Source organism: Shimia fortis, assembly GCF_040225985.1.
In the GTDB taxonomy this organism is placed as follows: domain Bacteria; phylum Pseudomonadota; class Alphaproteobacteria; order Rhodobacterales; family Rhodobacteraceae; genus Shimia.
Window position 1 is genome coordinate 514414 of the sequence record NZ_JBBPEU010000001.1, and the last position, 24342, is coordinate 538755.

The window sequence follows — 24342 nt, forward strand, 5'->3', positions numbered from 1 at the left end:
CGTTTCGCAGAATAGTCAGAGACAATGAATTGCAGTGTGATAGACTGTTGCAAAACTGAAAACAAAAGACAGAGCAGAAATGGCGAAACTACCTGAAATAGCAAGTTTGTGGATAGGCGGCAGACTGTCGTGGCTCGAGCAGTTATGTCTCAAGTCCTTTGCCGATGCGGGCCATCACACCACGCTTTATAGCTACGAACCGATCCCAAATATCCCTGAAGGTGTTCATGCCGGGGATGCGGAAGAGATCTTTCCCTCAAACCCGATGTTCCGCCATGCCCGCACGGGCAGCCCGGCAATCCATGCAGATATGTGGCGTCTGAACCTCCTCAAGAAAACAGACAAGATTTGGGTCGATGCCGATATGTATTGTTATCGCCCCTTCAACTTTACCCGCCAGACGGTTTTTGGCTGGGAAAAGGACAATCTGGTGTGCAACGCGGTGCTGGGCCTGCCCAGAAAATCCAAGGCACTGGATGCCATGCTCGAATTCTTCGAAGACGAATATGCAATCGGACCGTGGTTGAAACCGTGGCAGCAAAAGGAATTACAGGCCGAGAAAGAAGCCGGCCGACCGGTGCACATGACCGAACAGAACTGGGGATTCACCGGCCCTGCGGCTGTGACCTATTTCCTCAAGCAGTCGGGCGAAATCAAATACGCCGAGCCTGTATCGGCTTTCTATCCGATCTCTTTCAAGGAACGGAATCACATGATCATGAGCCGCTTCAACATTGAAGAGCGGTTGAGCGAGGATACCAAGGGCGTGCATTTCTGGGCGCGGCGCATGAAGCCGCGGCTTGAAGAAAAGGAAAACAACCGTCCCCGCCGTGGCTCCTTTGTGGATAAGCTGATCAAAAAGCACGAGATCGACGTGGACGCAGCCCTGATCCCGCCCAAGATTGTCAAGCATAAGGCCCCGGTCGAAGACCCCGAATTCAGGGCCAAGATCGCGATTGAGGCGCTCAAGGGCGAAGCCTCGGTCGAAAAATTGTCCCGCGACTATTTGGTCGAACCCAGTTTTATCAAAGAGTGTCGCGCAAAACTGGTCGATGCGGCCCCTGACATTTTTCGTTGAGGCCGGTCAGATGAACGAGCAATCCGGCATTACCCTAGAGCACCCGCAAACGCGCGAGGCGTGGCGGGAAAACCTTGCTAGGATCGGGGCGGCAGAAGGGTTCTATGAAGAGATCGGCAAGGAGCACACGGCATTATATGTTGAGCGGGGGAAAACCCTGATTGTCACGTTCGAGAACCTCGACCACATTTATGAGCGCGACGACGACAAGATGCCTTGGGGATACGGCTTTGTTGAATCCCGGGGGTGGTCGATGCTTGGCCTGATGGCGCATGGATGGTCGTGGTACCGGGACGAATCCGTGTTCGACTTTTTCGACCGGTTGCGTGATGAAGGCTTCTTTGAAAAGTTCGACAAGGTGGTGTTCTATGGCGCCTCAATGGGAGGATACGCCGCCTGTACCTTCTCGGCGGCGGCGCCCGGCGCGACCGTCGTGGCAATTTCCCCCCAGGCCACGCTGGATCGCGAGGTGGCGCCATGGGAAACCCGTTATCACAAGGCATGGCGCCGCGACTACAACAGCCGCTATGGATACGCCCCCGACATGATCGCGACGGCGTGCGAGGTGCATCTGTTCTATGACCCACGCGCAAGCCTTGATGCCATGCATGCGGCCCTGTTTCGCGGCGACAACATTAGGAAATATCGCTGCCGTTTCATGGGGCACCGGATTGCGTCGCTTTGGTTGCAACTCGGGATTCTCAAGCCGGTGATCGAAGGCAGCGTTTCTGGAAACCTGACCACGTCAGAGTTCTACACATTGCTGCGTGGGCGTCGCGAAAACCCGCGTTTCCAGAAGGAGATGCTGCAACGTCTGCAAAGTGAAAACCGCCCGCGTCTTTTGATCCGCTACTGCGAGGCGGTTCTCGAACGTCGCCGGGCCCCCCATTTCCGCAAAGCAATGCGCGAGGCGCGTCAAAGCCTCAAGGCTTAGCGGCGTTTCAACGTGTCGCCGAACGACAGTTTCGGGGAAAGCTCGTAAATCAAGTCAGAGTCTTCGCCCTGCACGCGGGCGGCGATGATTTCGGCGGCTTTCATGCCGATTTCGCGCCGGCAGGCATCCATCGTGGCCAGTTTGCGCGGCAATCCCTGCAAAAGTTCGACGCCATTGAATCCTGCAAGGCCGATTTCGCCGGGGATGTCATAACCCTTTTCAAGCAACCATAGCAGCCCCCCCGCCCCGATCATGTCATTGGAGTAGTACAGGAAATCCAGTTCCGGGTTGCGCTCAAGGACCGTGGCCGTCATCTCACGCCCCTTGGCCAGTGCCGATCCGCCCGAGTAGAACTCGCGCTCGGCAATTTCGACACCGTTCTTGGCAAGCGCCTCGGTAAACCCTTCAAACCGTTTTCGTGCCCGGTGGTCCAGCGGCATCTTGGTGCCCAGAAACCCGATGTTGCGATAGCCGGCCTTGAGGATGGCCTTGGCCATTTCCCGCCCGGCGCGGCGGTGTGAAATTCCGACCATTGTATCAACTGCCTTGCCATCGACATCCATGATCTCGACCACGGGAATGCCGCTGGCATTGAGCATCGCGCGCGCCGCCTCGGTATGCTCCAGCCCTGCAATAATGACACCCGATGGCCGCCAGGACAGCATTTCATACAGAACTTTCTCCTCCTTCGCAGGAAGATAGTCGGTCACCCCGACCACGGGTTGCAGCTCGGTTCCTTCCAACACCTGACTGATTCCGCCAAGTACTTCTGGAAACACCATGTTCGACAGGGACGGAATAATCACCGCAACCAGATTGACCCGCTGGCTTGCCAACGCACCCGCAATCTTGTTCGGCACATATCCCAGCTCCTTGGCAACCCGCAGCACCCGTTCCCGGGTGGCGTTCGACACATCGCCGCGATTGCGCAACACTCGGCTGACGGTCATTTCCGACACGCCCGACGCTTCGGAGACATCGCGCAGGGTCAAAGAGCGTTTTTCGTCGTTTGCCAATTCAAATTCTCCGTCTGTTCAAAAAATGTTAGCGCGAAAGTTCGAAGATGTTCAAGCGGGCGATCACATGGTGCCGTTTTTCCTCAAGACCGGATGACATCCCATTTCTCCCGCGCTAAAACCACGCCACGCGGCCCCGTGGCTCAACTGGATAGAGCAGCCCCCTCCTAAGGGGCAGGTTGCAGGTTCGAATCCTGCCGGGGTCGCCACTTATCTTCCTCTTGGCCTGTTCCGGCGCGTTGGTTATCACCTTGTGGAACGGCGTCACTTGCGCAGTATCGTGGTGAAACGCGCGACGCGCCAATGGAGGATTGCATGCGGATTGATCTCAACTCGGATCTCGGGGAAAGCTTTGGTCCTTGGAAAATGGGCGACGACCGGGCCATGCTTGGTCTTGTCAACAGTGCCAATATTGCCTGTGGTGGCCATGCAAGTGACCCCGAGACGATGTTCGAGACCCTGAGCCTGGCCGCCGAGCAAGGTGTCGTGGTGGGGGCCCATCCCGGGTACAATGATCGCGAGGGGTTTGGCAGGCGGGTCATCCCGATGGCGACGGATGACATCGGGCGCATGGTCGCCGCGCAGATTGGGGCTTTGATGGGTGTGGCGCGGTTGGTGCCGGTCGAGATCGGGTATGTCAAACCGCATGGGGCGCTGGCCAATCTGGCCGCCCGCGATATGGACGTCGCCCGCGCGATCATGGAGGCCGTTCAAAAAATAGATCCCAGCCTGGCGATTTTGGCGATTTCGGGAACCTGTACTGAACTGGCCGCGCGTGAAGCCGGCGTTCCGGTGTATTCGGAAATCTTCGCAGATCGGGGATACCTCAAGAACGGGCAACTGGTGCCGCGCGGAACGGAAGGTGCGATGATCCACGACCCGCAAGAGGCGGCAGAGCGGCTTGTCGCGTTTCTGAAAACAGGAAAGATGCCGGTGATCGACGGAGACCCGATCGCGCTGCGGGCCGAGTCGATCTGTGTGCACGGTGATGGGCCTGCCGCGGTCAACATGGCGCGGGAAATCCGGGCCCGCCTTCAGGCAGAGGGGGTGCAGTTGCAAGCATTTCTGGCGCCGTGACCTTAAAGGAACCGTCTTTCATCCCCGTTGCGGATCACGCATTGCTGGTGCAAGTCGCGGATGCAATTTCCGATGCGGCGACCGCGCGTGTGCACCAGTTCGACAAGGCCATTCAGGATCAGCCCCCCACCGGTGTGCTGGAAACGATACCGGCCTTTGTGAATCTGCTGGTCGAATTCGATCCGTTGCTAAGCGATCATGACACCCTTGCGAACGCTTTGCGCGACCTGTGGCACGAACCGGCGCAGGCACAGGACAAGGGCCGCCTGCACGAAGTGTCGGTGTGCTATGACGGGGATCTGGCCCCGGATATCGCCTCTGTCGCCAAGGCGGTCGGGATGAGTCCCGAGGCCGTCATTAACATGCACCTCTCTGGCCGCTACAAAGTCGGCATGTACGGCTTTGCGCCGGGATATGCATACCTGTCGGGTGTGCCCGAACCCCTGCAACTGCCACGCAAGCCTGCCGCGACCCGCGATATCCCTGCGGGAAGTGTATTGATCGCGGGGCCACAATGCCTTGTTACCACGCTGACAATGCCGACTGGCTGGTCCATTATCGGGCGCTCCCCGACGCAAATCTTGCGAGACGATCCTGTGCGACCCTTCCTGTTCGATGTGGGGGATAATGTTCAGTTCGTGCGAATGTCGCACGAGGCGTTCCATGCACAAGACAAGGGAACGACCTGATGGTTGAATGCGTGTTTCGGATAAACTTTGCCGGTCCGCTGGTTACCGTTCAGGATGGCGGCCGGTTCGGGCACATGCGGTTCGGGGTTTCTGCGTCCGGACCGATGGACCGACTTGCCGCCGCTGCCGCGAATGCCGTGTTGGGGAATACGCATGGCGCGCCTTTGATCGAAGTCTCGATGGGCGGATTGGCGCTCGAGTGTATCTCGGGCGAGATAACGCTCGCTGTTGCGGGCGGTGAGTTCTTGGTGGAGCGAAGTGATGGAAAACTGGCCTGTTGGAGTGTGTTCAAGGTCGAGGCAGGCGACAAGCTGACCATCCGACCGGCGGGCTTGGGCAGTTGGACCTACCTCGCCTTTGCTGGGCATCTTCAGGCGCAAGAATGGTTGGGCAGTGTGGCGACCCATTCCATTTCCGGGTTTGGAGGGGGGCAGTTGGCTTCGGGCCAAGAGTTGCGCCTAAGCGACGCGCATGTCGCCGAGGACCGTCACGGCACCTTTGCGCGCCCCGATTTTGCTGCGCACAGCGATACGATCCGCGTCGTACTTGGGCCTCAGGATCGCTATTTCACAGCCGAAACCCGCGAAATTTTTAAGACAGCGTCTTACCGTCTTTCCAGTGCCTTTGACCGCATGGGTGTGCGTCTGGTTGGGCCGGATCTGCCCTTGAATGGCGCGCTGTCCATCCCGTCTGAACCTGTTGCACGCGGGTCGATACAGGTTTCGGGCGACGGGGTGCCGACAGTTCTGCTTGCGGATCACCAGACGACCGGTGGATATCCCAAGATTGCGACGGTCGTTTCGGTTGATCTGGACCGGCTCTGCCAGTCTCGGGCGGGCGACACATTGCGTTTCACTCCTGTCAGCCCGGCCGAGGCGGTTGCCCTAGTCCGTGCAGTCGTCCAGAAACGACAAGCTTATCTTGAGGAAATCGCGATCCCGAAAGGAACACTTGCTCAACGTCTAATGCGAGAGAACCTGATCAGTGGGGCGCTGGATGATGACGGGCAGTAGCCCCGGCTAGGCGCTTATCTCTTCTGCGCTGACCGCAATGCAGGTGACGGGGGTACGTACGTTATGCAGGGTGACCTCTCCCAAGTGGGTCATGTCACAGGTTGGTGCTTCGAAATCCGCCGTGGCCACGATGCGATGACCAACCTGTTTCCCGTGGTCACTCAGGCGCGCGGCCACATTAGCCGCGTGCCCGATCACTGTGAAATCCAGCCGTTCCCGAGAGCCGACATTGCCATAGGTTACGCGACCAAAAGCCAGACCAATCGAACAGGCGCAATCCGTCGTGTTCTCAGCGAGGCGATCAATGATGGCACGGGCGGCTTGCATCGCGTTTTCCCGCGCACTCTCGGCGGTGCTGTCGACCGGGAATACGGCCAGAACAGCATCCCCGATGAATTTCAGAACCTCGCCGCCACTGTCCTGAATGGCGTCAGTCACGGTCTCAAAAAACAGGTTGAGCCGGTCGATATAGTCGGACTGCCCCAAATCCGTGACCAGACTGCTTGACCCCCGAAGATCACAGAACATGATTGCCGCATCCATGTCGTCTCCATCTCCCCGGCGAATTTCTCCACCAAGAACCCGTGCGCCAGTTCGCTTGCCTACATAGGTTTCGAGCAGCCCTTGGGCATTTTCTCGTTGGTTAAACACTTCGAACAAACGGCTGATGATAGCGCTGCATTCAAACACAAGGCCAAGGTTGGCTGTCGTAAACCCCGCTGGATGATCGCAGGTCAGGGTCAGAACATTGATCTGTCCGTCCGAGAACTGCAGCGGCATCGCGACATAGTCCGTGGCGCCCTCTGCCTTGAGGTCTCGGATGATGGGAAAACGATCTTCATCTTTTTCCACGCCGATCTTCTGGCGCACGCCGCCTAACCCTTTGGAGACAAAGTCCAACGGACTGCCGACAAAAGCGGGGTGGTCATAGATTTCGTAGGACGGTGCGAAGGTGGCGAGGTCGCGCTCTCCCTTCTTCCAGACATAGTGCCGGCCCGCGATCTGCGGGTGCAAGGACCAGATCATGACCGACAGCCGAGAAATCGCGATCCCGTTTTCGATCATCTTTTGTGACAGCGCGATGGTCAGTTCTTGAGGAGAGGTGCAGCGCCACGCCTCGCGCAAAAGCCAATCGACAAACAGCCCGTTGATATGGCCCCCAGCCTGATCTGCAAGGTGGTTGCCGCCCAGATCAATCGTGGTCCGGTCGTCCCGCATAAAGCCTATATGCCCCCCGATTTCGGCGCTTTCGGGCAATGGGGTGTCGTAGCTCCAACTGCCGTTTGCGATCTCTTCTCCGTCAAGGCTGATGTGTCGATAGGTGGCTGTGCCCTTGAACGGACAAAAGGTTTGCAGGTCTGTCGGGGCAGAGAGGTCCGCGCGCACATCTTCAGGCGGAAAATAGACGGTTGGGGGCAGGCGGGTTTCATACATGACCTTGGCACGCTCGCTTTGCGCCAACAACACGTCGTCACGCCACGCCCGAACGGGTCCGTCCAGCCGCTCGATCCGAATCTGGTAGTCCTGTGAAAGGTCGCGCAGGGGGGCGCCCATGGGCCAACACCTCGGTTCTTGGAAACAGGCAACAAACATGAGGGGTGGCGCCCCCTTTGCCAAGGGGCGAGCCTTCACCTTTGTGTGCGCCAGCTTGGCAGGTTTCTACAGAACGCGGATAACGTCCTTGTCTATGGCCAGAACATAACCTTTCCGTGCGATGTTCTTGACCAGAAGTTCGCTCACAAGTTGGTTGCCCAGCGAATCCCTTAGCCGTTTGATTCGGGTGGCGCCTGCAGCTTCCTCGCAATCGGTTTCGGAACGCCCCGAGATCATAGCCTCGATCTGGGCACCGGTCAGCATGTCGTCATCCATGCGTGCTTCGGCCAGAACCGACAGTGTTTCCATTGCGGCATCCGTCAGTTTGAACCCCATGTTGTTGAGGTAGACCGCCTTTTCCTCGCGGCTGATCAACAGGGAATTGACCTGGATGCCCGAACGTTCAATCGCGGCCATGCGACGGTTCATGGTAATCAACATCACCAGAAAAACCAGTGCGGCAACCAGCATACCCGTCGCGAACACCAGCAGCGTGAAGATCACCATCCGATAGCTTGCCAGCGTTTCGGAAAACGCCGTGCCAGACTGTGCCAAAATCTCGAGAAGCTTGATCTCGGCCTGGCCTGTCAGGTCGTCATTTTCAAGGAAAAGCTGTTCGACACGCGCATTGAACGCGTTGGCATCCGGCAGAGACAAGAACAACAGCACCGCGGCGACAACTAGCAAGGCGACGATCCCGGCAAGGCCAAGACCAACTACTCGGTTGCCGTGCCGACGCGCTTCAATAGCGGAGATAGAATTGCCCTGCATTGGCTTCCTTTCCGGAAAGTTTCGAGGCGTCAAACACCGAAAGCACATTCAAAAGGCTCCAGCCGTCGCGGGCGATGCGGGGCGCGATTTCGGTTTCAGCCGATGCTTTGGTGCAGCCTTCATAAAGCTGGACCACGCCATAGTGCAGTTTAAGCGGGTTGTCTTTCTTGGCCTTGTAATCGGCAAAACACTCGGCCGCGTCAGCGGGTGTGGTCAGGAAGGCCGCGATCAGAAAGGTCAGGGTCAGGAATGTCTGTTTCATGCCCTCAACCTGCGCAGAAACCGCCTGATATTCAATAACAACGCCGTATATCAGCGGCTGATATTCGATAACACCGGGCTGATATTGCCTGTCTTTCAGGGGGCGGCCGATGTTCGAGACAGCCGCCCGGCACTGGCGTCGGGCCGAACAAACCCTGAAAGGAAACCACATGCCCAATACGATCTCTCGCAAATTCATCCTGTCCATTCTTGGGGCCGCAGTGGCTGTCACCACTCTGGCGGCGCGTCCGGCCCACGCCCTGTCTGAAGAAGATGCCGCGAAGCTGTTGTTCGGGGCGGCGGCGCTGTTCATGATCGGCCACGCGATCACCGATGATGACAAGCCGGCCCGCGTCACGCGTCACACGCATGTCCCGCCCAAGCCCCGGCATTCGCACAATTCCCACCACCCCAAGCCGCGCCCCCTGCCGGAACGCGCCCGGATCAGTTATAAAGAGTATGTTCCGCGCGGCTGTGTTCGGACGTTTGAAACCAACCGTCGCGGCAGCGTCTCCATGTTGGGGGCTCGCTGTCTGGACAAGCATTATCCGCAGGCACACCTGTTGCCCAAGACGTGCCGCACGCGGATTCACACACCGGCCTATGGTGTCGTGAAAGGCTATGACCAGCGCTGTCTGAAAGACAAGGGTTTCAAACTGACCCGCCGGAAATAAGGGTCGAGCAGAGGGCGCTTAAACGGTGCCCGGAAGCCCGGTGAGCCACTGGCCGCCGGGCTTTTTACTTGCAAGAGGCCCTGCCTTGCTGTTTGTCGCGATCATGACTGGACCTGATTTTTCCTATGAACAAGCTGCGCTGACCCGGGGCGCTACCCGTGTTGCAGGTGTGGACGAAGTGGGGCGCGGCCCCCTTGCAGGCCCCGTAACGGCGGCAGCAGTTGTTTTAGACCCGGCAAATATCCCCGAGGGGCTGAACGATTCAAAGAAGCTGACCGTGAAGAGGCGGGAAGCTCTTTTTGATGTGATTCTCGCGGTTGCGGACGTGTCGATTGCCCATGCCAGCGTGGAAGAGATTGACACGCTCAATATCCTGCGGGCCAGCCACTTGGCCATGGAGCGCGCGGTTGCCGGTTTGAAAGCAGCGCCGGATCACTTGTTGATTGATGGTAACATGATTCCGCGTGGACTGACCGGATCGACCGAGGCCGTGGTCAAAGGGGATGCAAAATCTCTTTCGATTTCAGCGGCTTCAATTGTGGCGAAAATATGTCGTGACCGGATCATGTGGGATTTGGCGCAACAGTTTCCCGGTTACGGATGGGAAACAAACGCGGGCTATCCGTCAAAAAGCCACAGAGAGGCGCTTCGAAATCTTGGGGTGACCCCACACCATAGACGTTCCTTCAAGCCTGTCCACAATATCTTGTATCAAGAGTAAAATGTAAGTGACTGATTCAAAAAAGAAATTGACCCCGAATCAGGTTTGAATCATCTTTGTCTCAACCAAGAGCGCACAAAAACAGCGCCGGTTTATTGAGGCAGAGAATGAAGACTATGACCAAAAGCAAGAGCGCAACTGCGCTCCCTCTAAACACGATTCTTGATGGTGACTGTATCGAAGTGATGAACAGTCTCCCGGAAAACTCGGTTGATCTGATCTTTGCAGATCCGCCCTATAACCTTCAGTTGAAGGGGGATCTGCATCGTCCCGATAACTCCAAGGTGGATGCGGTCGATGACGAGTGGGACCAGTTTTCAAGCTTCGCCGCCTATGACAAGTTCACCCGTGAATGGCTTAAGGCGGCCCGCCGTCTGCTAAAGCCGAACGGGGCGATCTGGGTGATCGGCTCTTACCACAACATCTTCCGCCTGGGGGCCGAGTTGCAGAACCAGGGCTTCTGGATTCTGAACGACGTGGTGTGGCGCAAGTCGAACCCGATGCCGAACTTCCGTGGCAAACGGTTCACCAACGCGCACGAGACCATGATCTGGGCCTCGAAAGAGGAAGGCGCGAAGTACACTTTCAATTACGAGGCGCTCAAAGCGCTGAATGAAGGTATCCAGATGCGCTCGGATTGGGTTCTGCCGATCTGTACCGGGCATGAACGCCTGAAAGATGAAAACGGCGAAAAGGCGCATCCGACGCAGAAACCTGAATCCCTGCTGCATCGTGTGCTGGTTGGGTCGACCAACCCGGGTGATGTGGTCCTTGATCCGTTCTTCGGCACCGGTACGACCGGCGCCGTGGCCAAGATGCTGGGCCGCGACTTCATCGGGATCGAGCGTGAAGAAGCGTACCGCAAGGTAGCCACGAAACGGCTTGAGAAAATCCGAAAGTTCGACCGCGAAGCCTTGCAGGTGTCCACCAGCAAACGCGCCGAACCGCGCGTGCCGTTCGGTCAACTTGTCGAACGCGGCATGTTGCGCCCGGGTGAGAACCTCTATTCAATGAACGGGCGTCACAAGGCCAAGGTCCGTGCCGATGGCACTCTGATCGGAGATGATGTCAAGGGATCGATCCATCAGGTCGGCGCCCATCTTGAAGGCGCGCCCAGCTGCAATGGCTGGACCTATTGGTCCTATCAGCGTGATGGCAAGAAGGCCCCGATCGACCTGTTGCGCCAGCAGATCCGGGCCGAGATGGCGGAGCGCCCGAACTAATACCTCGTAAACCCAAGAATACCGCCGGTGCCTGTGGCCTGACTTACACACGGCACCATGACTTGCCCCGCCGGTTAACGGCGGGGTTTTTTGGTATTCTGGGGGCATCAATCCCGTGTGACGGTTTCGTGACGACGCGCTATTTCAAACGAGCGGCGCAGCGTTTATCTTGTGCTTCAAGCTATCAAAGGCATTTCCCATGGCGCGGCGTTCCATTTCGTCCTTTTTCGAAGACCAGACCTATGAGCTGCCCCAGAAAGGGGCGCCCGAGTATGAGTATACCGAGCAGGTTCTCGAGCGTCACAAGCGCGAAGGGCTATATCTTGCCGTGCGGGCGCGCTGGGTGGCGATGGGCGTGGTCAGTGTGCTGCTGTTGTTCGTTGTGCCGTGGCCCGAGGTTCTGTTCTATGAATTCATTGTTGCGATCATTGCCTTCAATGGTTGGTTGATGCTGCGCATTGGCAAGGTCGGCCTGTCGCGGGCCGAGCTGACGTTGTTGTTTCTGGATCTGCTTGTCATGACGCTTGGCATGGTGATCCCCAACCCGCTCAGCGAACACACATGGCCACAGGCGATGCAGTACCAGTTCGGCAATTTCAAATATTTCTTCATATTGCTGGCGGCCGGAACGCTGGCCTATTCCTGGCGCACCGTGATTGCGATTGGAACCTGGACGGCGGGTATGTGGACCATCGCCCTCTTGGTGGGCTGGTGGTTTGCCGACCCAATGCCAGCTCTCAGCGAAGCCGCGAAAGCCGCGTTCCCGGAGGGTGACCTCGCGTATTTCATGGATCCGACCCAGTTCCATTTCCGGCTACGCATTCAGGAAGTCGTGGTGTTCCTGCTTGTCGCGGTAACCCTGGCGGTGTCGGTGCGCCGGTTCAACCGTTTGCTACGCTCGAACGCCGCGTTAGAGCGCGAGCGCACGAACCTGTCGCGGTACTTTTCGCCCAATGTGGTCGAAGAGTTGTCAAAGAACGACGAACCCCTGAAACAAATCCGCAACCACAACATCGCCGTGCTTTTCGTGGATATCGTGCACTTTACAGAGTTCGCGGCCAGTCGTAGCCCGGAAGAGGTGATCGAAACGCTGCGCGAATTTCACGGTTTGATGGAGACCGCGGTGTTTGCCCATCACGGGACGCTCGACAAATATCTGGGCGACGGGTTGATGGCGACCTTCGGCACGCCCGAGCCGACCCAGCAGGATGCGATCAACGCCCTGAATTGCGTACATGCGATGATGGACGCTCTGGACACTTGGAACGACAACCGGATCAGGCGTGGCCTGCCGCCGCTGCGTGTCGGGTTCGGCGCGCATTACGGGCCCGCGGTTCTCGCGGATATCGGGGCCAACCGCCTTGAATTTGCGGTCGTGGGCAACACCGTGAATGTGGCCTCTCGCCTCGAAGCACTGACCCGCGGTCTTAATGCGCGCTTGGTGATCAGCGATGGTATGCGTGAGGAGGTTCTGAAAGAAGGCGGTCACGCATGCCTTGCCGGTCTGCGCCGCTTTGAAAAACAGGATATCCGCGGCGTTGAACAGAAGCTTACGGTGTGGGCGTTTGAGCGCCCGGTAGAGCAAAACCCATCCTCCTGAGCTGCGCCTCAGTGTGGTGGTAGGTTAGGTGTAGCTGTTGAGGCCGATTCCAACGATCAGCAGCGCCACCAAAACGATTGTTGAGACAAGGGTCAGATAGGCCGCCATGGCAATGGCCGTGGATTTTTCCTCTTCGGCAATTTCGCTGTATCTTTGGCCGCGCGGCAGAAGCATCCGCAAGGTGGCCAGGCTCATAATCATGGCGACCAACGCAACGAAAATCGGAACTTTTACATAATCGGGAACGCGCACCATGCCTAAACCAAGGGCAAAGGCCTGTTGCGGCATCAAAAAGGTGAGGAGAACTAGGCCTGAAAAAATGGATCGAGCCGTCACAACTAAATACTCCGACGATTGACTTTAATTAGCGTCAGATACTCTATTTTCTGTGGCCGAAATTGGGCAGGCACCGGGTTTTTCCATGAAGGCGCTTGTTTTTGGGGCAATGCCTATTGGTGTGTCACGTAACGGTCACGCGATCTTGGTAAGCTGCGACAAAAAAATGCGAGAGCGTGTAGTGTCCGGATCCAAAAAGCCATTTGATACCAGAAGCCTCGAGAGCATGGCGCGCCATCACCGCACCCGAGACCTCTTGATGCGCTACAATACGACCGCCTCACCTGAAACTGCCGCAAGGCGCGGGCTTCTGGACAGTCTGCTGGGCCGTTGCGAAGACGGTGCTTGGATCGAGCCCCCCTTTTATTGTGACGGTGGGGCAAACATCCATTTGGGTGCAGGGGTATTCGTAAACTTCAACTGCGTCTTTCTGGACGGAGAGTCGATCACGATCGGGGCGGGCACATTGATCGGGCCGGCGGTACAAATCTATGCCACGGCACATCCGGTCAATGCCCGAAAGCGGATATTCGAACGCGAAGGCGTGCCAGCCTATCATACAACGGCTGCCCCGATCACTATTGGCCGCAACGTCTGGATCGGTGGGGGCGCGATCATCCTGCCGGGTGTATGCATTGGCGATAACTCCACCATTGGCGCGGGGTCGGTTGTCACGCGCAGTGTCCCCGGCGATGTGTTCGCAGCAGGAAACCCCTGTAGGGTCGTGCGACCTTTGTAGCCGTTATCGAGGCATCGGGGTTTTGGCCTTGTTATAGGCCTGCCAGTTGGTGATCTCGGGATAATACATCTGGCGCCATTTGCGCACACGCGGATTCATCACCCGTTTCCAAACCGGCGGGATCATTGCCGCCATGGTCATGATCGGGTACCCGAATGGAAGCTGCGGCGCATCGGCCTCAGTATAGTTTTGCAACAGCGGAAAGCGCCGGTCAGGTTTATAATGGTGGTCCGAATGGCGTTGCAGATTGATCAACAGCCAGTTCGACGCCTTGTGCGCGGCGTTCCACGAATGATGTGGTTTGACATGTTCGTACTTCGCTTCGCCCAGGTGTTTGCGGGTCAGGCCGTAATGTTCGACATAGTTCACCAGTTCGAGTTGCCAGATCGCGATATAGGCCTGCCAAAGGAACAGCAACAGACCCTGCCACCCCCCGATCAGGAACGCTAGCCCCAGCATCCCCGCCTGTAACGCCCAGTAGCGAAAGAACGGATTTGAGAGATCGGTCCAGGGCAACCCTTTGCGGGAGAGTCTTTGCTTTTCAAGTCGGAAGGCCGAAACCGGAACCTGCCAAAGCACGCGCGGAAAATAGCGGTGGAAGCCTTCATTATAGCGTGCGGTGACCGGATCGCGGGGAGTGCCGACATAGACATGGTGGCCGTGCAGGTGTTCGGTCCGAAAATGTGAATACAACACCATCGCCAACAGGAAATCCGCCAGCCAGCGTTCTGTCTTGTTTTTCTGGTGCATCAACTCGTGTGAATAGTTGATCCCGATTGTGCCCGTGACAACGCCCATTCCAAAGAAAAGCCCGATCTTGGCTGCAACCGAAAGGTGATCAGTGTGCGTAACAAACCAAATCATTCCGAACAGTGTCGCGAACTGGAGGAAAGGCCAGATCATTGTCACCAGCCGGTACCAGTAAAGATCTTCTTCTGGTGTTTCGAGCTCGGCATTTTCGAGATTAAGGCCAAGCGCGGCATCCAGCGCCGAAAACAAATACCAAGTGGCTGCAGGAACAAGCAAAACCCACCAGCCGCCAAGCCCCGCGACGATCCAGATCAGCGGAATCAGGAACAGCGAGAGCCAAAAGGGCAGAGCGCTTTGCAGTTTGGCAACTTGTGAAGACGGGATCATGGTCACTCTCCAGAGCTGGGCGCGCACCCGCATAATGGGTTGCCGCGCAGGCAACTGCAATCGCGATTTGCCTGCCTGCGTTCAGGTGTTGTGATAAAGATCAAACGCCTTGCGCATCACGGTTGGCAGGTCAGAGGGTCTGAATGTGTCCAGCGACACGAAGTCCCCGATATCGGCCTTGCGTTCCATTGGAACCAAAGCCGTTTTCACCGTCAGGCGCAGATGAAAATGGGTGAAAGTGTGCCGTGCCTCGCCGTTGAGGGTGGTCCATTCGGCGCGTATCGGGGTCTTGTGCCGGGGCGTTTCGCCTTCAACCCATTCTGACCCGGGCCAACCCAGCATACCCCCCAACAACCCTTTGTCGGGCCGCCTCTCGAGCAACACCGCGCCATCTACCCGCCGCGCGATATAGACCGTGCCAAAGCGGATGGGCTTCGGCTTTCTCGGGGTCTTCTGTGGTAATTCGCCGGCTGTTCCGGCGATACGCGCATCGCAGGCCGGACGCCAGGGGCAGATACCACAGGCAGGATTGCGCGGGGTGCAGATTGTCGCGCCAAGATCCATGACAGCTTGCGCGTAATCTCCGGGGCGCAAGGCTGGCGTCAACCCTTCCGCCAGTGATGTCAGCTCAGGTTTGGCGGCGGGCAGGGGGGTATGCACGTTGTAAAGCCGCGCCATGACGCGTTCGACATTGCCATCCACCACCACGGCTTGCCGGTCAAAGGCAATCGCCGCCACGGCCCCCGCCGTGTAGGGGCCTACTCCGGGCAGGGCGCGCAATCCCTCGACCGTGTCAGGAAACACCCCATCCAGATCATCCGCTACGACCCGCGCACATTTCAGCAGGTTGCGCGCACGCGCGTAGTACCCAAGGCCGGCCCATTCGGCCATTACATCTTCGTCTTTGGCCGAAGCAAGATCTTGCACCGTGGGCCAGCGTGCCGTGAAGCGTTCGAAATAGTCCTTCACCGCCGCGACAGTGGTCTGTTGCAACATGATTTCGGACAGCCACACCCTGTAGGGATCCGGGCAGACCCCTTGCTGGCGATCCGACGGGGCAACGCGCCACGGCATCTTTCGTGCATGCCGGTCGTACCATTCCAGCAAAACCTCGGGAGAGGGATGTTCACGCAAGTTTTATTCTCCGAATTGTCCGGTTTCGCTGGCACCTTGCCACGCGGCTACTAAAATAGCGCCGAACCGAAGGATGCAAGACACCAGATGCGCCGCTCTACTACCAAAGGCTTTGCCCGCACATCTTCCTTGTTGCGGGAACAGATTCGCGAAACCGGCGAAACCCGTGGTTTCGCCGCCACGCGTGTCTTGACCCATTGGGCAGAGATCGTCGGCGAAGACATGGCCGCAGTGTGCAAGCCGGTCGAGGTCAAGTATGGACGGCAGGGCCTCGGCGCGACACTAACGGTGCTGACCACCGGCGCGCAGGCGCCCATGCTCGAGATGCAAAAGGATCAGTTGCGCGCGCGGGTTAATCAGGTCTATGGCTACAACGCCATTGAACGGCTGCGGATCACCCAGACTGCGGCGACAGGTTTTGCCGAGGGGCAAGCGGTTTTCGCGCACAAGTCAAAGCCCGCACCCAAGACCGAAACACCGGAATTACGCGCCGAGGCTGCCAAGCTGGCAGAGCAGGCGCAGGATTCCGAATTGCGCGCGGCCCTTGAACGCCTGTCGCGCAATTTCTTGAAAAAGACAAAACTCTAGGAAAGGTTCCGCGATGAATCGCATCATTCCAATCTTGATCGTTGCCGTGATCGTTGCCGCTGGGGCGGGTTACTGGTTGACTCAATCGAACGGTCAGGCCAACGCCCAGCAGACACAGATTGAACGGGTTTCTGCATCGGGGGGTGACTCTGCCGCTGCAACCGATACTTCGGGTGTCATTGAAATGGTCATGGGCTCGAACGATGCGCCGGTGACCGTGATCGAATATGCCTCGTTCACCTGTCCGCACTGCGCGACCTTCCACGAGAACGTGCTGAAGCCGCTCAAGGCAGACTACATCGAGACCGGAAAGGTCAAGTTCATCTTCCGGGATGTCTATTTTGACCGGTTTGGCCTGTGGGCCTCGATGGTGGCGCGCTGTGCGGGGCCGGACAAGTTTTTCGGTATGACCGACCTGCTGATGAAGGGTCAAAGCGAATGGACCCGCGCGGGGGATCCGGTGGCGATTGCGGGCGAATTGCGCAAGGTCGGGCGTCTCGCCGGCATTGAGGATGCGGCGCTGCAGGCCTGTATGCAGGACGAAGATAAGGCAAAGCAGCTTGTCGCGTGGTATGAAAAGAACGTGGCAGAACACGACATCTCGGGCACGCCTGCATTGATCATCAACGGCGAAAAGCATTCGAACATGTCTTACGCCGATCTCAAGAAGATCCTTGACGAAAAACTGGCCCAATAAAGCCGGTGTGATCGGGCGGGGTTAGGTCCGCCCGGTCAATACCCTATCAAGAAGAGCGTCGATCGGGCCCCAATCGCCGATTTCCAGACGCACCGGCAAGGTCAGAACCTGCGCCCGGAACGCGGCGGGCAAACGTACCGCGTCTTTTTCGGTTGTCACCAACTGCGCCCCAAGGCGGCGCGCGTCCGCCTCCAGTCGTGCCATAAGGGCCGGGGTCAGCGGTTGGTGGTCGTCCAGCCCTTCGGCATGCAACAGGGTGGCCCCTTGCGCGCGCAAGGTTGCAAAAAACTTCTCGGGATGGCCAATGCCGGCAAAGGCCAGAAACGGTGTGTCGGTCCAGTCCATACCCATTTCGAGAACCGCGAGATGCCCCGTCACATGGGGCAGGACAATCTGGTCTGCCCAAGCGGCGCTGAAACGCTCTTGTGCGGTGTTGTCACCGATAGACAGAACAAGATCGGCGCGGCGTAACCCGACCTCGACCGGCTCTCTCAAGGGACCAGCGGGCAGGCAGCGCCCGTTGCCAAAGCCCTTGTTGGCATCCACGACGATCACCGAGGCATCTTTGTGCAGACTCGGATTTTGAAACCCGTCATCCAATAGGATCACATCCGCACCTGCTGTGGCGGCGGCTTGCCCCCCTGCCGCGCGGTCCTTGGCGACCCATGCCGGACCGAAGGCTGACAAAAGCAGGGGTTCGTCGCCCACCTGATCTGCGCTGTGGCTCCGTTCATTCACCTGAACGGGGCCCTCAAGGGATCCGCCATAGCCGCGCGACACCACATGCGGTGTCAGTCCGCGCGCCTGCAGCCTTTGCATCAGGGCAATCGTGGTGGGTGTCTTTCCGGCGCCCCCTGCGTTCAGGTTGCCAATACAGATCACCGGCACATCGCACCGTGCGGCACTGTCCTGACCGTGTGCGAGGCGGCGCGCCGTGGCCCGGGCATAAAGCGCGCCCAGCGGGGCCAACATCCTTGCACGCCAGTCAGGACGGTCGGGGGGCGTATCCCAAAAACGTGGTGCCCGCATCACGTTGCCTCCTTCATTTCCAGCGCATCCTGCGCGAGGCTGATGATCTGATCTGACACTTGCGCCCCCTCGGAGACAACTCGCCAGCCGGCATGGGCCATCTGGGCCGCCTGATCCGGTGCGGTAAGCTGTGATAGTGCCGAGCCAAGGCTGTCGGCGTCGCGGACAATCCTTGCCGCCCCGCCTTCGACGAGACGCGAATAGCTTTCGAGATGCCGTCTCACGCTGGGGCCGTACATGACAGCGGATCCAAGCGCTGCCGGTTCAAACGGATTGCGCCCCCCCAACCCCGAGCTCAGCGAGCACCCCATGAATGTCACTGGGGCTATCCGGTACCAAAGCCCGAGTTCGCGCAGGTCCGATCCTATCAGGATTTGCGTGTTGCTATCCGGAAATTCGCCCTCATCCCATTCGGCGATGCGCCAGTCGTCCCGGCGGCAGGCTTCGACAAAACCGACCGCGTCTTTTGCCTGGTCCGGTGCAATCACAAGCAGCAACCGATGCGACAGGCGCAGGTTATTGCGATGGGCGCTCAGAACGGCCCGCAGTTCACTCGGGTGAAGATGCGCGGCGAGCCAGACAGGCCGGCCTTTCAGGGCATCCCGTAATTCGTCCAGATCATCCTTGTTACAGGGCAGGGCCGCGTGCTCTTCCAGCAGGGTTCCAGAGCGGCGCACCGTGCGGCTTTCCCCCAAGGTGCGGCGAATTTTCATGGCTGCAGCTTCTGATCGCGCGAGGATCGTGGTGAACAGGGCCAGTGTGCCTTTGACTGGTTCCAGAAACATCCGCCACCGCGCATGTTCCAGCCCCGGTTCGTCTGCATCCAAAAGGAAAAGCGATATTCCACACTTGTGGGCCGTATGAATCAAAGTCGGGCGTAGCCACGGCCCCAGCCAGAGACAGAGGTCCGGTTGCCAATGATCCAGAAATGCCTGTGTATCATGCGGATGCTCGGTCGGCGCCTCTTGCCAGATCACCTCGGTCGGCAGCTCCGGTGGCGCGGGTTGGCCGGGGGCCGTGGTCAGCAAGAGGGACAGATCATCGCGCTGTGCGCTCAGGCGTAGCCCCAGCTGGGCTAGCGCGTTCGCGCGACCTGCCTCGCTGCAATGCAACCAGACGAGCCGGCCATGCGGCCTCGGGGTGCTGGTGTCCGGCGGGCAGGATGCTTCTCTTCTGGAAAAGGCGAGATAGGCAGAAAGTCCAAGGTTGCGCGCCATTTGATATGACTGTTCCCGTGTTGCTCAGGCCTTTTGATCCGGTATCGCGCTCCCCGGGGTCTGTTGTTGCGCGTTTCGGCACGTGGGCCGCACCTCGCGAGGGATGGGTTCAAGGCTGGCAGCAACCTATGTGGTCGCGTTCGGGGTGGCAAGGCCGCGCCTGCGGCAATTTCCGACATGCGCAGGGAGCCCTGTAAGCTTGACCTGTGCAAAGGGATGCGGCAGGTCGATGCAGGAACGAGAAAGGTCAAATCCGATGAAGCCGTTTCTAATCCTGCAACTGCGCCCCGAAACCGAAGCTTCGGACGACGAATTCCAGGCCATCCTGAACAAAAGCGGCCTTGCCGAACGCGATACGGTGCGCATCCGTCTGGATCAGGAAACCTTGCCGGCTGATCTGGATCTGGATGTTTTTTCAGGGGTGATCGTGGGGGGAGGGCCCGGATGTGTCAGCGATGCTCCCGAAAAGAAAACCGAGATTGAAGCCCGCATCGAACATCAGGTTCTCGGGCTGATGCCGGATATCACCGAACGGGACATTCCGTTTCTGGGGTGCTGTTATGGCATTGGCATTCTGGGCCATCATTTGGGGCGGGTAGTTTCAAAGGACCAATATTCCGAAGACGTCGGAACCTCTGATTGCACCCTGACCGAGGACGGGCGCAACGATCCCCTCCTTGCAGGTTTGCCGGAACAGTTTTTGGCATTTGTCGGCCACAAAGAGGCGGTTCAGCGCTTGCCCGAAGGTTGCACGCATCTGGTGTCGTCACCGACCTGCCCTTACCAGATGATACGGTTCGGGCAAAATGTCTACGCAACCCAGTTCCACCCCGAAGCGGACAGCGACGGGTTTGAGGTACGGATCAATATCTACAAGCACCGCGGATATTTTCCGCCAGAGGATGCCGACAAGCTGATCGAGATGTGTCGTGCTGCGGACGTGCATGCGCCCGAGAAGGTCTTGCGAAATTTCGTAGACCGTTACGCGGCCGGTTAGGCCCTGCCGCGAGACGTCAGGACTTGGCCAAGGATTGGGTCAGTTTGCGGTGCACCGCCGGACCGGCCGCAACCATGCCGGGCTGTCGTGGATCCGGGTTGTTGAACCGCAAAGGCTTGCCAAATCGGTCCGAGGTGACAGCACCCGCCTCGCGCAGGATCAGATCACCCGCCGCGACGTCCCATTCCCATGTCGGACGCAGCGTGAGCATGGCGTCATAACGACCTTCTGCTACAAGCGCCAGACGATAGGCGAGCGAGGGCCGGTGGCTGCGCTGCACATCCGGCGCGCCAGCTTGCCAATGATGCGCCTGCATTACGGGGCGCGCGGCCAAAAGCGTTGCACCCGCCAGATCGCTGCGCGTGCTCGGGGCAATCCGCGTGTCGTTCAGAAACGCTCCCTGGCCCCGTTCGGCATGATAAAGTTTTTCGCGCATCGGCAGGAACACCACCGCCGCGATAACCTGTCCGTTTTCCGCAATGGCCAGAGAGTGCGCCCAGCTTTTGGAGCCTTCGATAAAGCTGCGGGTGCCGTCGATGGGATCCACAATAAAAATGCGGGATGTGTCCTGCCTGTCGGTGCTGTCGAGGGATTCTTCGCTCAACCACCCATAGTCGGGCCGAGCCTTGCGCAGCTTGTCCTCAAGCATCTCGTTCACGGCAAGGTCGGCTTCGGTTACGGGACCCGCCCCTCCGGGTTTGTCCCAAACGCGGGCCTGGGGGCCGATAAAGTTTTGCGCGATGCGCCCTGCCTCGTTGGCGGCGTCGATCAGCAGGGACAGATCAGTTTCCGGCAAGTGTGAGACCTTCTACAAGCAACGAGGGCACGACGCGCGACAGGTGTTGGCGCGCATCATTGGCGGGGACTAGGTTGCGCAGGATATCACGCAGATTGCCGGCGATGGTGCATTCATTGACCGCATGGCTGATTTCCCCGTTCTCCACCCAGAACCCAGCCGCGCCGCGCGAATAATCCCCTGTCGTCGGGTTGATGGTAGAGCCGATCATCGACGTGACCAGCAGGCCGGTGCCCATGTCACGCAACAGCTCTGCCCGCGTTTGGGAACCCTGTGTCAGTGCCACATTCCAGGTCGCCGGGGACGGAGGCGAGGCCACGCCGCGGGCCGCATTGCCCGTAGATTCCATGTTCAGCTTGCGGGCATTGGCAAGATCGAGCGTCCACCCCGTAAGGATACCATCTTCGACAATCGCGCGCTGCCGGGTGGGCAGGCCTTCGGCATCAAACGGGCGGCTGGCCTCGACACGCGGGCGGTGCGGGTTTTCGATCAGGCTGAGGTGTTTGGGCAGCACGTCTTGACCCAAACAGTCACGTAGCCACGATGCGCCCCGCGCAATGCTGGCCCCGTTCGCTGCCGCCAGCAAATGCCCGATCAGGGACGAGGAAATCCGTTCGTCGAACAGGACGGGATAGGCCCCCGTGGGCGGCTGTATTGCATTCAAGCGTGACACGGCGCGGATGCCGGCGGTTGTGCCGATCTCGGTCGCGGCGCGCAGGTCGGATTGGAAAATGCGATGATCGCCATCGTAATCCCGCTCCATCTGCTCGCCTTCACCGGCGATGGCGACGCAGGACACGGCCCGCCCGGTTCGGGAATAGCCCCCCGAAAAGCCATTTGTTGCGGCCAAGTGTATTTGGGTCGCACTGTAGCCCCCAACAGCCGTCTGGACCTGTGTTACGCCTTCCACGGCCAGTGCGCTGGCCTCGGCCTCGGCGGCGTCCTGCAAAAGCATCTGGGGGTCGGGCTCGTCCGAGGGATCGGCCAGTTCCAGCGCCCCCCAATCCCATTCTGTTGCGATTTGCGCGGGTTCGGCCAACCCGATATAAGGATCTTCAGGCGCTTCCTTGGCCATGGCGACGGCTCGTTCCGCCATCGTCTGCAACGTTTGCGGCGAAGAATCAGAAACAGACACGTTCGCCTGCCGTTGTCCGACAAAGACGCGCAGGCCTAGATCAATTCCTTCGGACCGGTCGGCCTGCTCTAGTGCACCGCCCCTTACGTCAATGGACACAGAGGTGCCATGGATGGCCATGGCGTCGGCGGCATCCGCGCCCGCCTTCCGGGCGGCGTCCAGCATGGCATGTGTGAGATCATCCAGTTTCATGTTCACTTCCGTTCCCCGTTGCAGTGTGGGTTTGCATGCATGGCCCGTGTTCCGAGGTAGACCGCACGTCCCTTATGCGCAAGTCTCGTACGCAAAAGGGCCGCCGTGCTGCTGCAAAGCGGCCCTTCCGTCTCGAAACATCCGGTTACTGAATACGCTGGCCGTTTGCCAGAACGTGCCCCTCGGCGTTGATCTCGATTGTCGATTTCAACTCGTCCTCGCCAACCGGTACTGCGAACATGCCCATCATCATCCGGCCTGCCATCGCCTGATCCTCGGGCAAAAGCCCCATGGATACCAGTTTGTCGATTAGGGCGTTTGCGCCTTTCAGGTTCAAATTGAGCGCGCCTTCGGGGCGCGGAATGCCATCAAAGCTGGCCATGTCGGTATTGTCGAAGGTGAACGCGCCATCCCCCGACAAACGCGCGCCCGCAATTTCCAGAAGCATGCTGTTGAGTGTCAGGCTGTTCAACTCGCCGGGGGCTTCCATGCTTGCGGCGTCTTCGTCAATCAGGTCGGTGAACAACGAAACCTTGCCTGCAAGGTCAAAGGACAGGGTTGCCGGATCGCGCGGCAAAACCTGACCCGGATCAATCATGCTCCACAGCATTTCGGACACGGTCAGGCCGCCCAGCGTGAGTTGCATACCCACATCCTGTTGGCCGTCCCCTTTCAGCAGTGGCATCTTGAGCCCGTAGGCAGCCTCGGCCATTTCCGCGCTGATCGGGATCGGCACGCCGCCGCCAATGATGGTGGCGGTCACCTCATTGGCCTTGCCGGAATAGTCGAACCCGTCCGGCCCGATCGCGATACCCAGATTGCTGGTGGCCGAGGCAAGATCCGCGTTGAACGGTCCGTCTTGGTCGGCGCCTTCGATTTTGATGGTGGCAGGTCCCTGCGTGAAGGTGCCGTCAAAGGCAAAACCGGCATTGAACAGGGCCACCGGATCTTCCGGGTTATCCACCTCGGGCACGCTGCCACCGCCCTGGAAGTTGATGTCTTGAACCATTGCATCCATCGCAAACCGGCCGTCTTCAGGATCCTGGGCACGCATTTGGTAGCTCAGCGTGCTGGCCGACATTCTCTGGGCAAGTTTCGTCATCTCACCCGAGGTGATTTGTGACACGCCCTGAAGGTTGTCCAGCGCAAGGGTAAAGTCTACGTCCTCAATCGGCTCGTCGTTGACCACAACGCTGGTCAGGTCTGCGCCTGTTTTGGCAATACTGTAGGTGTAGGTCAGGTCATCCGTGGAGCCCGACGCAATGACCGAGGCGCCAGCATAGCTCAGCATGATCTGGAAATCGGCGGTTTCACCATCGGCCTTGGCGCTTACGTTGATCGGCATTTCGGCAGGCAGGTCAATCGAGACCGTTCCGTCGCCCTGATCCTGCAGGACAAGAGACCCCATCTCGACGCGTGCATCCCCTTCATCTTCGGGGAAGGTCATCTCGAGCACAATGTCGCTTACGGTCAGGGTGCCACCATCCATGCTTTCGGTGGCGCTGACCTCGTAGCCAAAGCTGGTCATGCTGTTGCGCCAGTTGTCCCAAACCTCTTGCGGGCTGACATCCGCGAAAGCCGCGGTCGAAGAAAAGAGGACCGCGAGCGTACCCGCGCCGGCAATTTGTTTCCATTCAATCATTTGGAACCACTCCCTGAATAAGTTGTGCATAGCTTCCGACTCTGTGACGGTGG

At 58.7% G+C, this 24342-nt stretch carries 25 protein-coding genes and 1 tRNA gene; 14 read left to right on the plus strand and 12 right to left on the minus strand.

Annotated features, from left to right (window positions below):
• Nucleotides 1–79 precede the first annotated feature (79 nt).
• Both WNE31_RS02300 and WNE31_RS02305 read left to right on the plus strand, forming a co-directional pair.
• Complete coding sequence (locus WNE31_RS02300) at nucleotides 80–1078, plus strand: hypothetical protein (protein WP_349977989.1); 999 nt, start codon at nucleotides 80–82, stop codon at nucleotides 1076–1078.
• Between the two features lie 10 nt (nucleotides 1079–1088).
• Complete coding sequence (locus WNE31_RS02305) at nucleotides 1089–2012, plus strand: phosphoadenosine phosphosulfate reductase (RefSeq protein WP_349977990.1); 924 nt, start codon at nucleotides 1089–1091, stop codon at nucleotides 2010–2012.
• On the opposite strand, the gene WNE31_RS02310 is transcribed toward WNE31_RS02305, so the two are convergent.
• Nucleotides 2009–3028, minus strand: a complete 1020-nt coding sequence (locus tag WNE31_RS02310; RefSeq protein ID WP_349977991.1) for a LacI family DNA-binding transcriptional regulator — start codon at nucleotides 3026–3028, stop codon at nucleotides 2009–2011. The two genes, WNE31_RS02305 and WNE31_RS02310, sit on opposite strands and share 4 nt — an antisense overlap.
• Nucleotides 3029–3160: 132 nt before the next feature.
• On the opposite strand from WNE31_RS02310, the gene WNE31_RS02315 reads away from it, so the two are divergent.
• From WNE31_RS02315 to WNE31_RS02330, 4 genes are all read left to right on the plus strand, one after another.
• Nucleotides 3161–3237: transfer RNA gene (locus tag WNE31_RS02315), tRNA-Arg, on the plus strand.
• Between the two features lie 106 nt (nucleotides 3238–3343).
• Nucleotides 3344–4105 (plus strand): LamB/YcsF family protein, encoded by a 762-nt coding sequence (locus WNE31_RS02320; RefSeq protein WP_349977992.1) that lies wholly within the window; start codon nucleotides 3344–3346, stop codon nucleotides 4103–4105.
• Nucleotides 4102–4794, plus strand: coding sequence for a 5-oxoprolinase subunit PxpB (gene pxpB, locus WNE31_RS02325; RefSeq protein ID WP_349977993.1), 693 nt, complete (start codon nucleotides 4102–4104; stop codon nucleotides 4792–4794). Before WNE31_RS02320 ends, pxpB begins: the two co-directional genes overlap by 4 nt.
• Nucleotides 4794–5807 carry a 5-oxoprolinase subunit C family protein gene (locus WNE31_RS02330; RefSeq protein WP_349977994.1) on the plus strand — a complete coding sequence of 338 codons (1014 nt, stop codon included), beginning with the start codon at nucleotides 4794–4796 and terminating at the stop codon, nucleotides 5805–5807. The genes pxpB and WNE31_RS02330 overlap by 1 nt, the downstream gene beginning before the upstream one ends.
• Nucleotides 5808–5813: 6 nt before the next feature.
• Here WNE31_RS02330 and WNE31_RS02335 read toward each other — a convergent pair whose 3' ends face one another.
• The 3 genes from WNE31_RS02335 to WNE31_RS02345 form a co-directional block, all read right to left on the minus strand.
• On the minus strand, nucleotides 5814–7361 hold the full coding sequence (locus WNE31_RS02335) for a DUF427 domain-containing protein (RefSeq protein WP_349977995.1): 1548 nt from the start codon (nucleotides 7359–7361) through the stop codon (nucleotides 5814–5816).
• A gap of 105 nt (nucleotides 7362–7466) precedes the next feature.
• A complete protein-coding gene (locus WNE31_RS02340; RefSeq protein WP_349977996.1) occupies nucleotides 7467–8171 on the minus strand; it encodes a hypothetical protein in 705 nt (234 codons plus the stop codon).
• Entirely contained in the window at nucleotides 8143–8433 is a 291-nt protein-coding gene (locus WNE31_RS02345) for a hypothetical protein (protein ID WP_349977997.1), read from the minus strand. Before WNE31_RS02345 ends, WNE31_RS02340 begins: the two co-directional genes overlap by 29 nt.
• A 109-nt stretch (nucleotides 8434–8542) precedes the next feature.
• Between WNE31_RS02345 and WNE31_RS02350 the strand changes: the two genes are divergently transcribed.
• The 4 genes from WNE31_RS02350 to WNE31_RS02365 all read left to right on the plus strand — a co-directional run bounded on the left by WNE31_RS02350 (nucleotide 8543) and on the right by WNE31_RS02365 (nucleotide 12650).
• Nucleotides 8543–9106, plus strand: a complete 564-nt coding sequence (locus WNE31_RS02350) for a hypothetical protein (RefSeq protein ID WP_349977998.1) — start codon at nucleotides 8543–8545, stop codon at nucleotides 9104–9106.
• Nucleotides 9107–9209: 103 nt separating this feature from the next.
• Complete coding sequence (locus tag WNE31_RS02355; protein ID WP_349978248.1) at nucleotides 9210–9827, plus strand: ribonuclease HII; 618 nt, start codon at nucleotides 9210–9212, stop codon at nucleotides 9825–9827.
• A gap of 107 nt (nucleotides 9828–9934) precedes the next feature.
• Nucleotides 9935–11050: a site-specific DNA-methyltransferase gene (locus WNE31_RS02360; RefSeq protein ID WP_349977999.1), complete on the plus strand. Its 1116-nt coding sequence runs from the start codon at nucleotides 9935–9937 to the stop codon at nucleotides 11048–11050.
• A gap of 199 nt (nucleotides 11051–11249) precedes the next feature.
• Entirely contained in the window at nucleotides 11250–12650 is a 1401-nt protein-coding gene (locus WNE31_RS02365; RefSeq protein WP_349978001.1) for an adenylate/guanylate cyclase domain-containing protein, read from the plus strand.
• A gap of 24 nt (nucleotides 12651–12674) precedes the next feature.
• On the opposite strand, the gene WNE31_RS02370 is transcribed toward WNE31_RS02365, so the two are convergent.
• Nucleotides 12675–12986 carry a hypothetical protein gene (locus WNE31_RS02370; RefSeq protein WP_349978003.1) on the minus strand — a complete coding sequence of 104 codons (312 nt, stop codon included), beginning with the start codon at nucleotides 12984–12986 and terminating at the stop codon, nucleotides 12675–12677.
• 226 nt (nucleotides 12987–13212) lie between these two features.
• On the opposite strand from WNE31_RS02370, the gene WNE31_RS02375 reads away from it, so the two are divergent.
• Nucleotides 13213–13725, plus strand: a complete 513-nt coding sequence (locus WNE31_RS02375; RefSeq protein ID WP_349978004.1) for a sugar O-acetyltransferase — start codon at nucleotides 13213–13215, stop codon at nucleotides 13723–13725.
• Between the two features lie 3 nt (nucleotides 13726–13728).
• Here the strand turns inward: WNE31_RS02375 and WNE31_RS02380 are convergent, their stop codons facing one another.
• Together WNE31_RS02380 and mutY are read right to left on the minus strand one after the other, a co-directional pair.
• Nucleotides 13729–14862 (minus strand): alkane 1-monooxygenase, encoded by a 1134-nt coding sequence (locus WNE31_RS02380; RefSeq protein ID WP_349978005.1) that lies wholly within the window; start codon nucleotides 14860–14862, stop codon nucleotides 13729–13731.
• Nucleotides 14863–14943: 81 nt separating this feature from the next.
• Nucleotides 14944–15996, minus strand: coding sequence for an A/G-specific adenine glycosylase (mutY, locus tag WNE31_RS02385; RefSeq protein WP_349978006.1), 1053 nt, complete (start codon nucleotides 15994–15996; stop codon nucleotides 14944–14946).
• Nucleotides 15997–16083: 87 nt separating this feature from the next.
• Here mutY and WNE31_RS02390 point away from each other — a divergent pair, with 87 nt between their 5' ends.
• Both WNE31_RS02390 and WNE31_RS02395 read left to right on the plus strand, forming a co-directional pair.
• Nucleotides 16084–16584, plus strand: coding sequence for a DUF721 domain-containing protein (locus WNE31_RS02390; protein ID WP_349978008.1), 501 nt, complete (start codon nucleotides 16084–16086; stop codon nucleotides 16582–16584).
• A gap of 13 nt (nucleotides 16585–16597) precedes the next feature.
• The gene (locus WNE31_RS02395) at nucleotides 16598–17281 is read left to right on the plus strand and encodes a DsbA family protein (protein WP_349978010.1); all 684 of its coding nucleotides are present in this window, start codon (nucleotides 16598–16600) and stop codon (nucleotides 17279–17281) included.
• A 21-nt stretch (nucleotides 17282–17302) separates the two neighbouring features.
• Here the strand turns inward: WNE31_RS02395 and lpxK are convergent, their stop codons facing one another.
• A complete protein-coding gene (gene lpxK, locus WNE31_RS02400) occupies nucleotides 17303–18310 on the minus strand; it encodes a tetraacyldisaccharide 4'-kinase (RefSeq protein WP_349978012.1) in 1008 nt (335 codons plus the stop codon).
• On the minus strand, nucleotides 18310–19527 hold the full coding sequence (locus WNE31_RS02405) for a 3-deoxy-D-manno-octulosonic acid transferase (protein ID WP_349978014.1): 1218 nt from the start codon (nucleotides 19525–19527) through the stop codon (nucleotides 18310–18312). The genes lpxK and WNE31_RS02405 overlap by 1 nt, the downstream gene beginning before the upstream one ends.
• A gap of 256 nt (nucleotides 19528–19783) precedes the next feature.
• Here WNE31_RS02405 and WNE31_RS02410 point away from each other — a divergent pair, with 256 nt between their 5' ends.
• Nucleotides 19784–20524 carry a glutamine amidotransferase gene (locus WNE31_RS02410; RefSeq protein WP_349978015.1) on the plus strand — a complete coding sequence of 247 codons (741 nt, stop codon included), beginning with the start codon at nucleotides 19784–19786 and terminating at the stop codon, nucleotides 20522–20524.
• Nucleotides 20525–20540: 16 nt separating this feature from the next.
• Here WNE31_RS02410 and WNE31_RS02415 read toward each other — a convergent pair whose 3' ends face one another.
• The 3 genes from WNE31_RS02415 to WNE31_RS02425 form a co-directional block, all read right to left on the minus strand.
• On the minus strand, nucleotides 20541–21320 hold the full coding sequence (locus WNE31_RS02415; RefSeq protein ID WP_349978017.1) for a 3'(2'),5'-bisphosphate nucleotidase CysQ: 780 nt from the start codon (nucleotides 21318–21320) through the stop codon (nucleotides 20541–20543).
• Nucleotides 21307–22647 carry a TldD/PmbA family protein gene (locus WNE31_RS02420; protein ID WP_349978018.1) on the minus strand — a complete coding sequence of 447 codons (1341 nt, stop codon included), beginning with the start codon at nucleotides 22645–22647 and terminating at the stop codon, nucleotides 21307–21309. Before WNE31_RS02420 ends, WNE31_RS02415 begins: the two co-directional genes overlap by 14 nt.
• Nucleotides 22648–22792: 145 nt before the next feature.
• Nucleotides 22793–24289, minus strand: a complete 1497-nt coding sequence (locus WNE31_RS02425) for a DUF2125 domain-containing protein (protein ID WP_349978019.1) — start codon at nucleotides 24287–24289, stop codon at nucleotides 22793–22795.
• Nucleotides 24290–24342 lie beyond the last annotated feature (53 nt).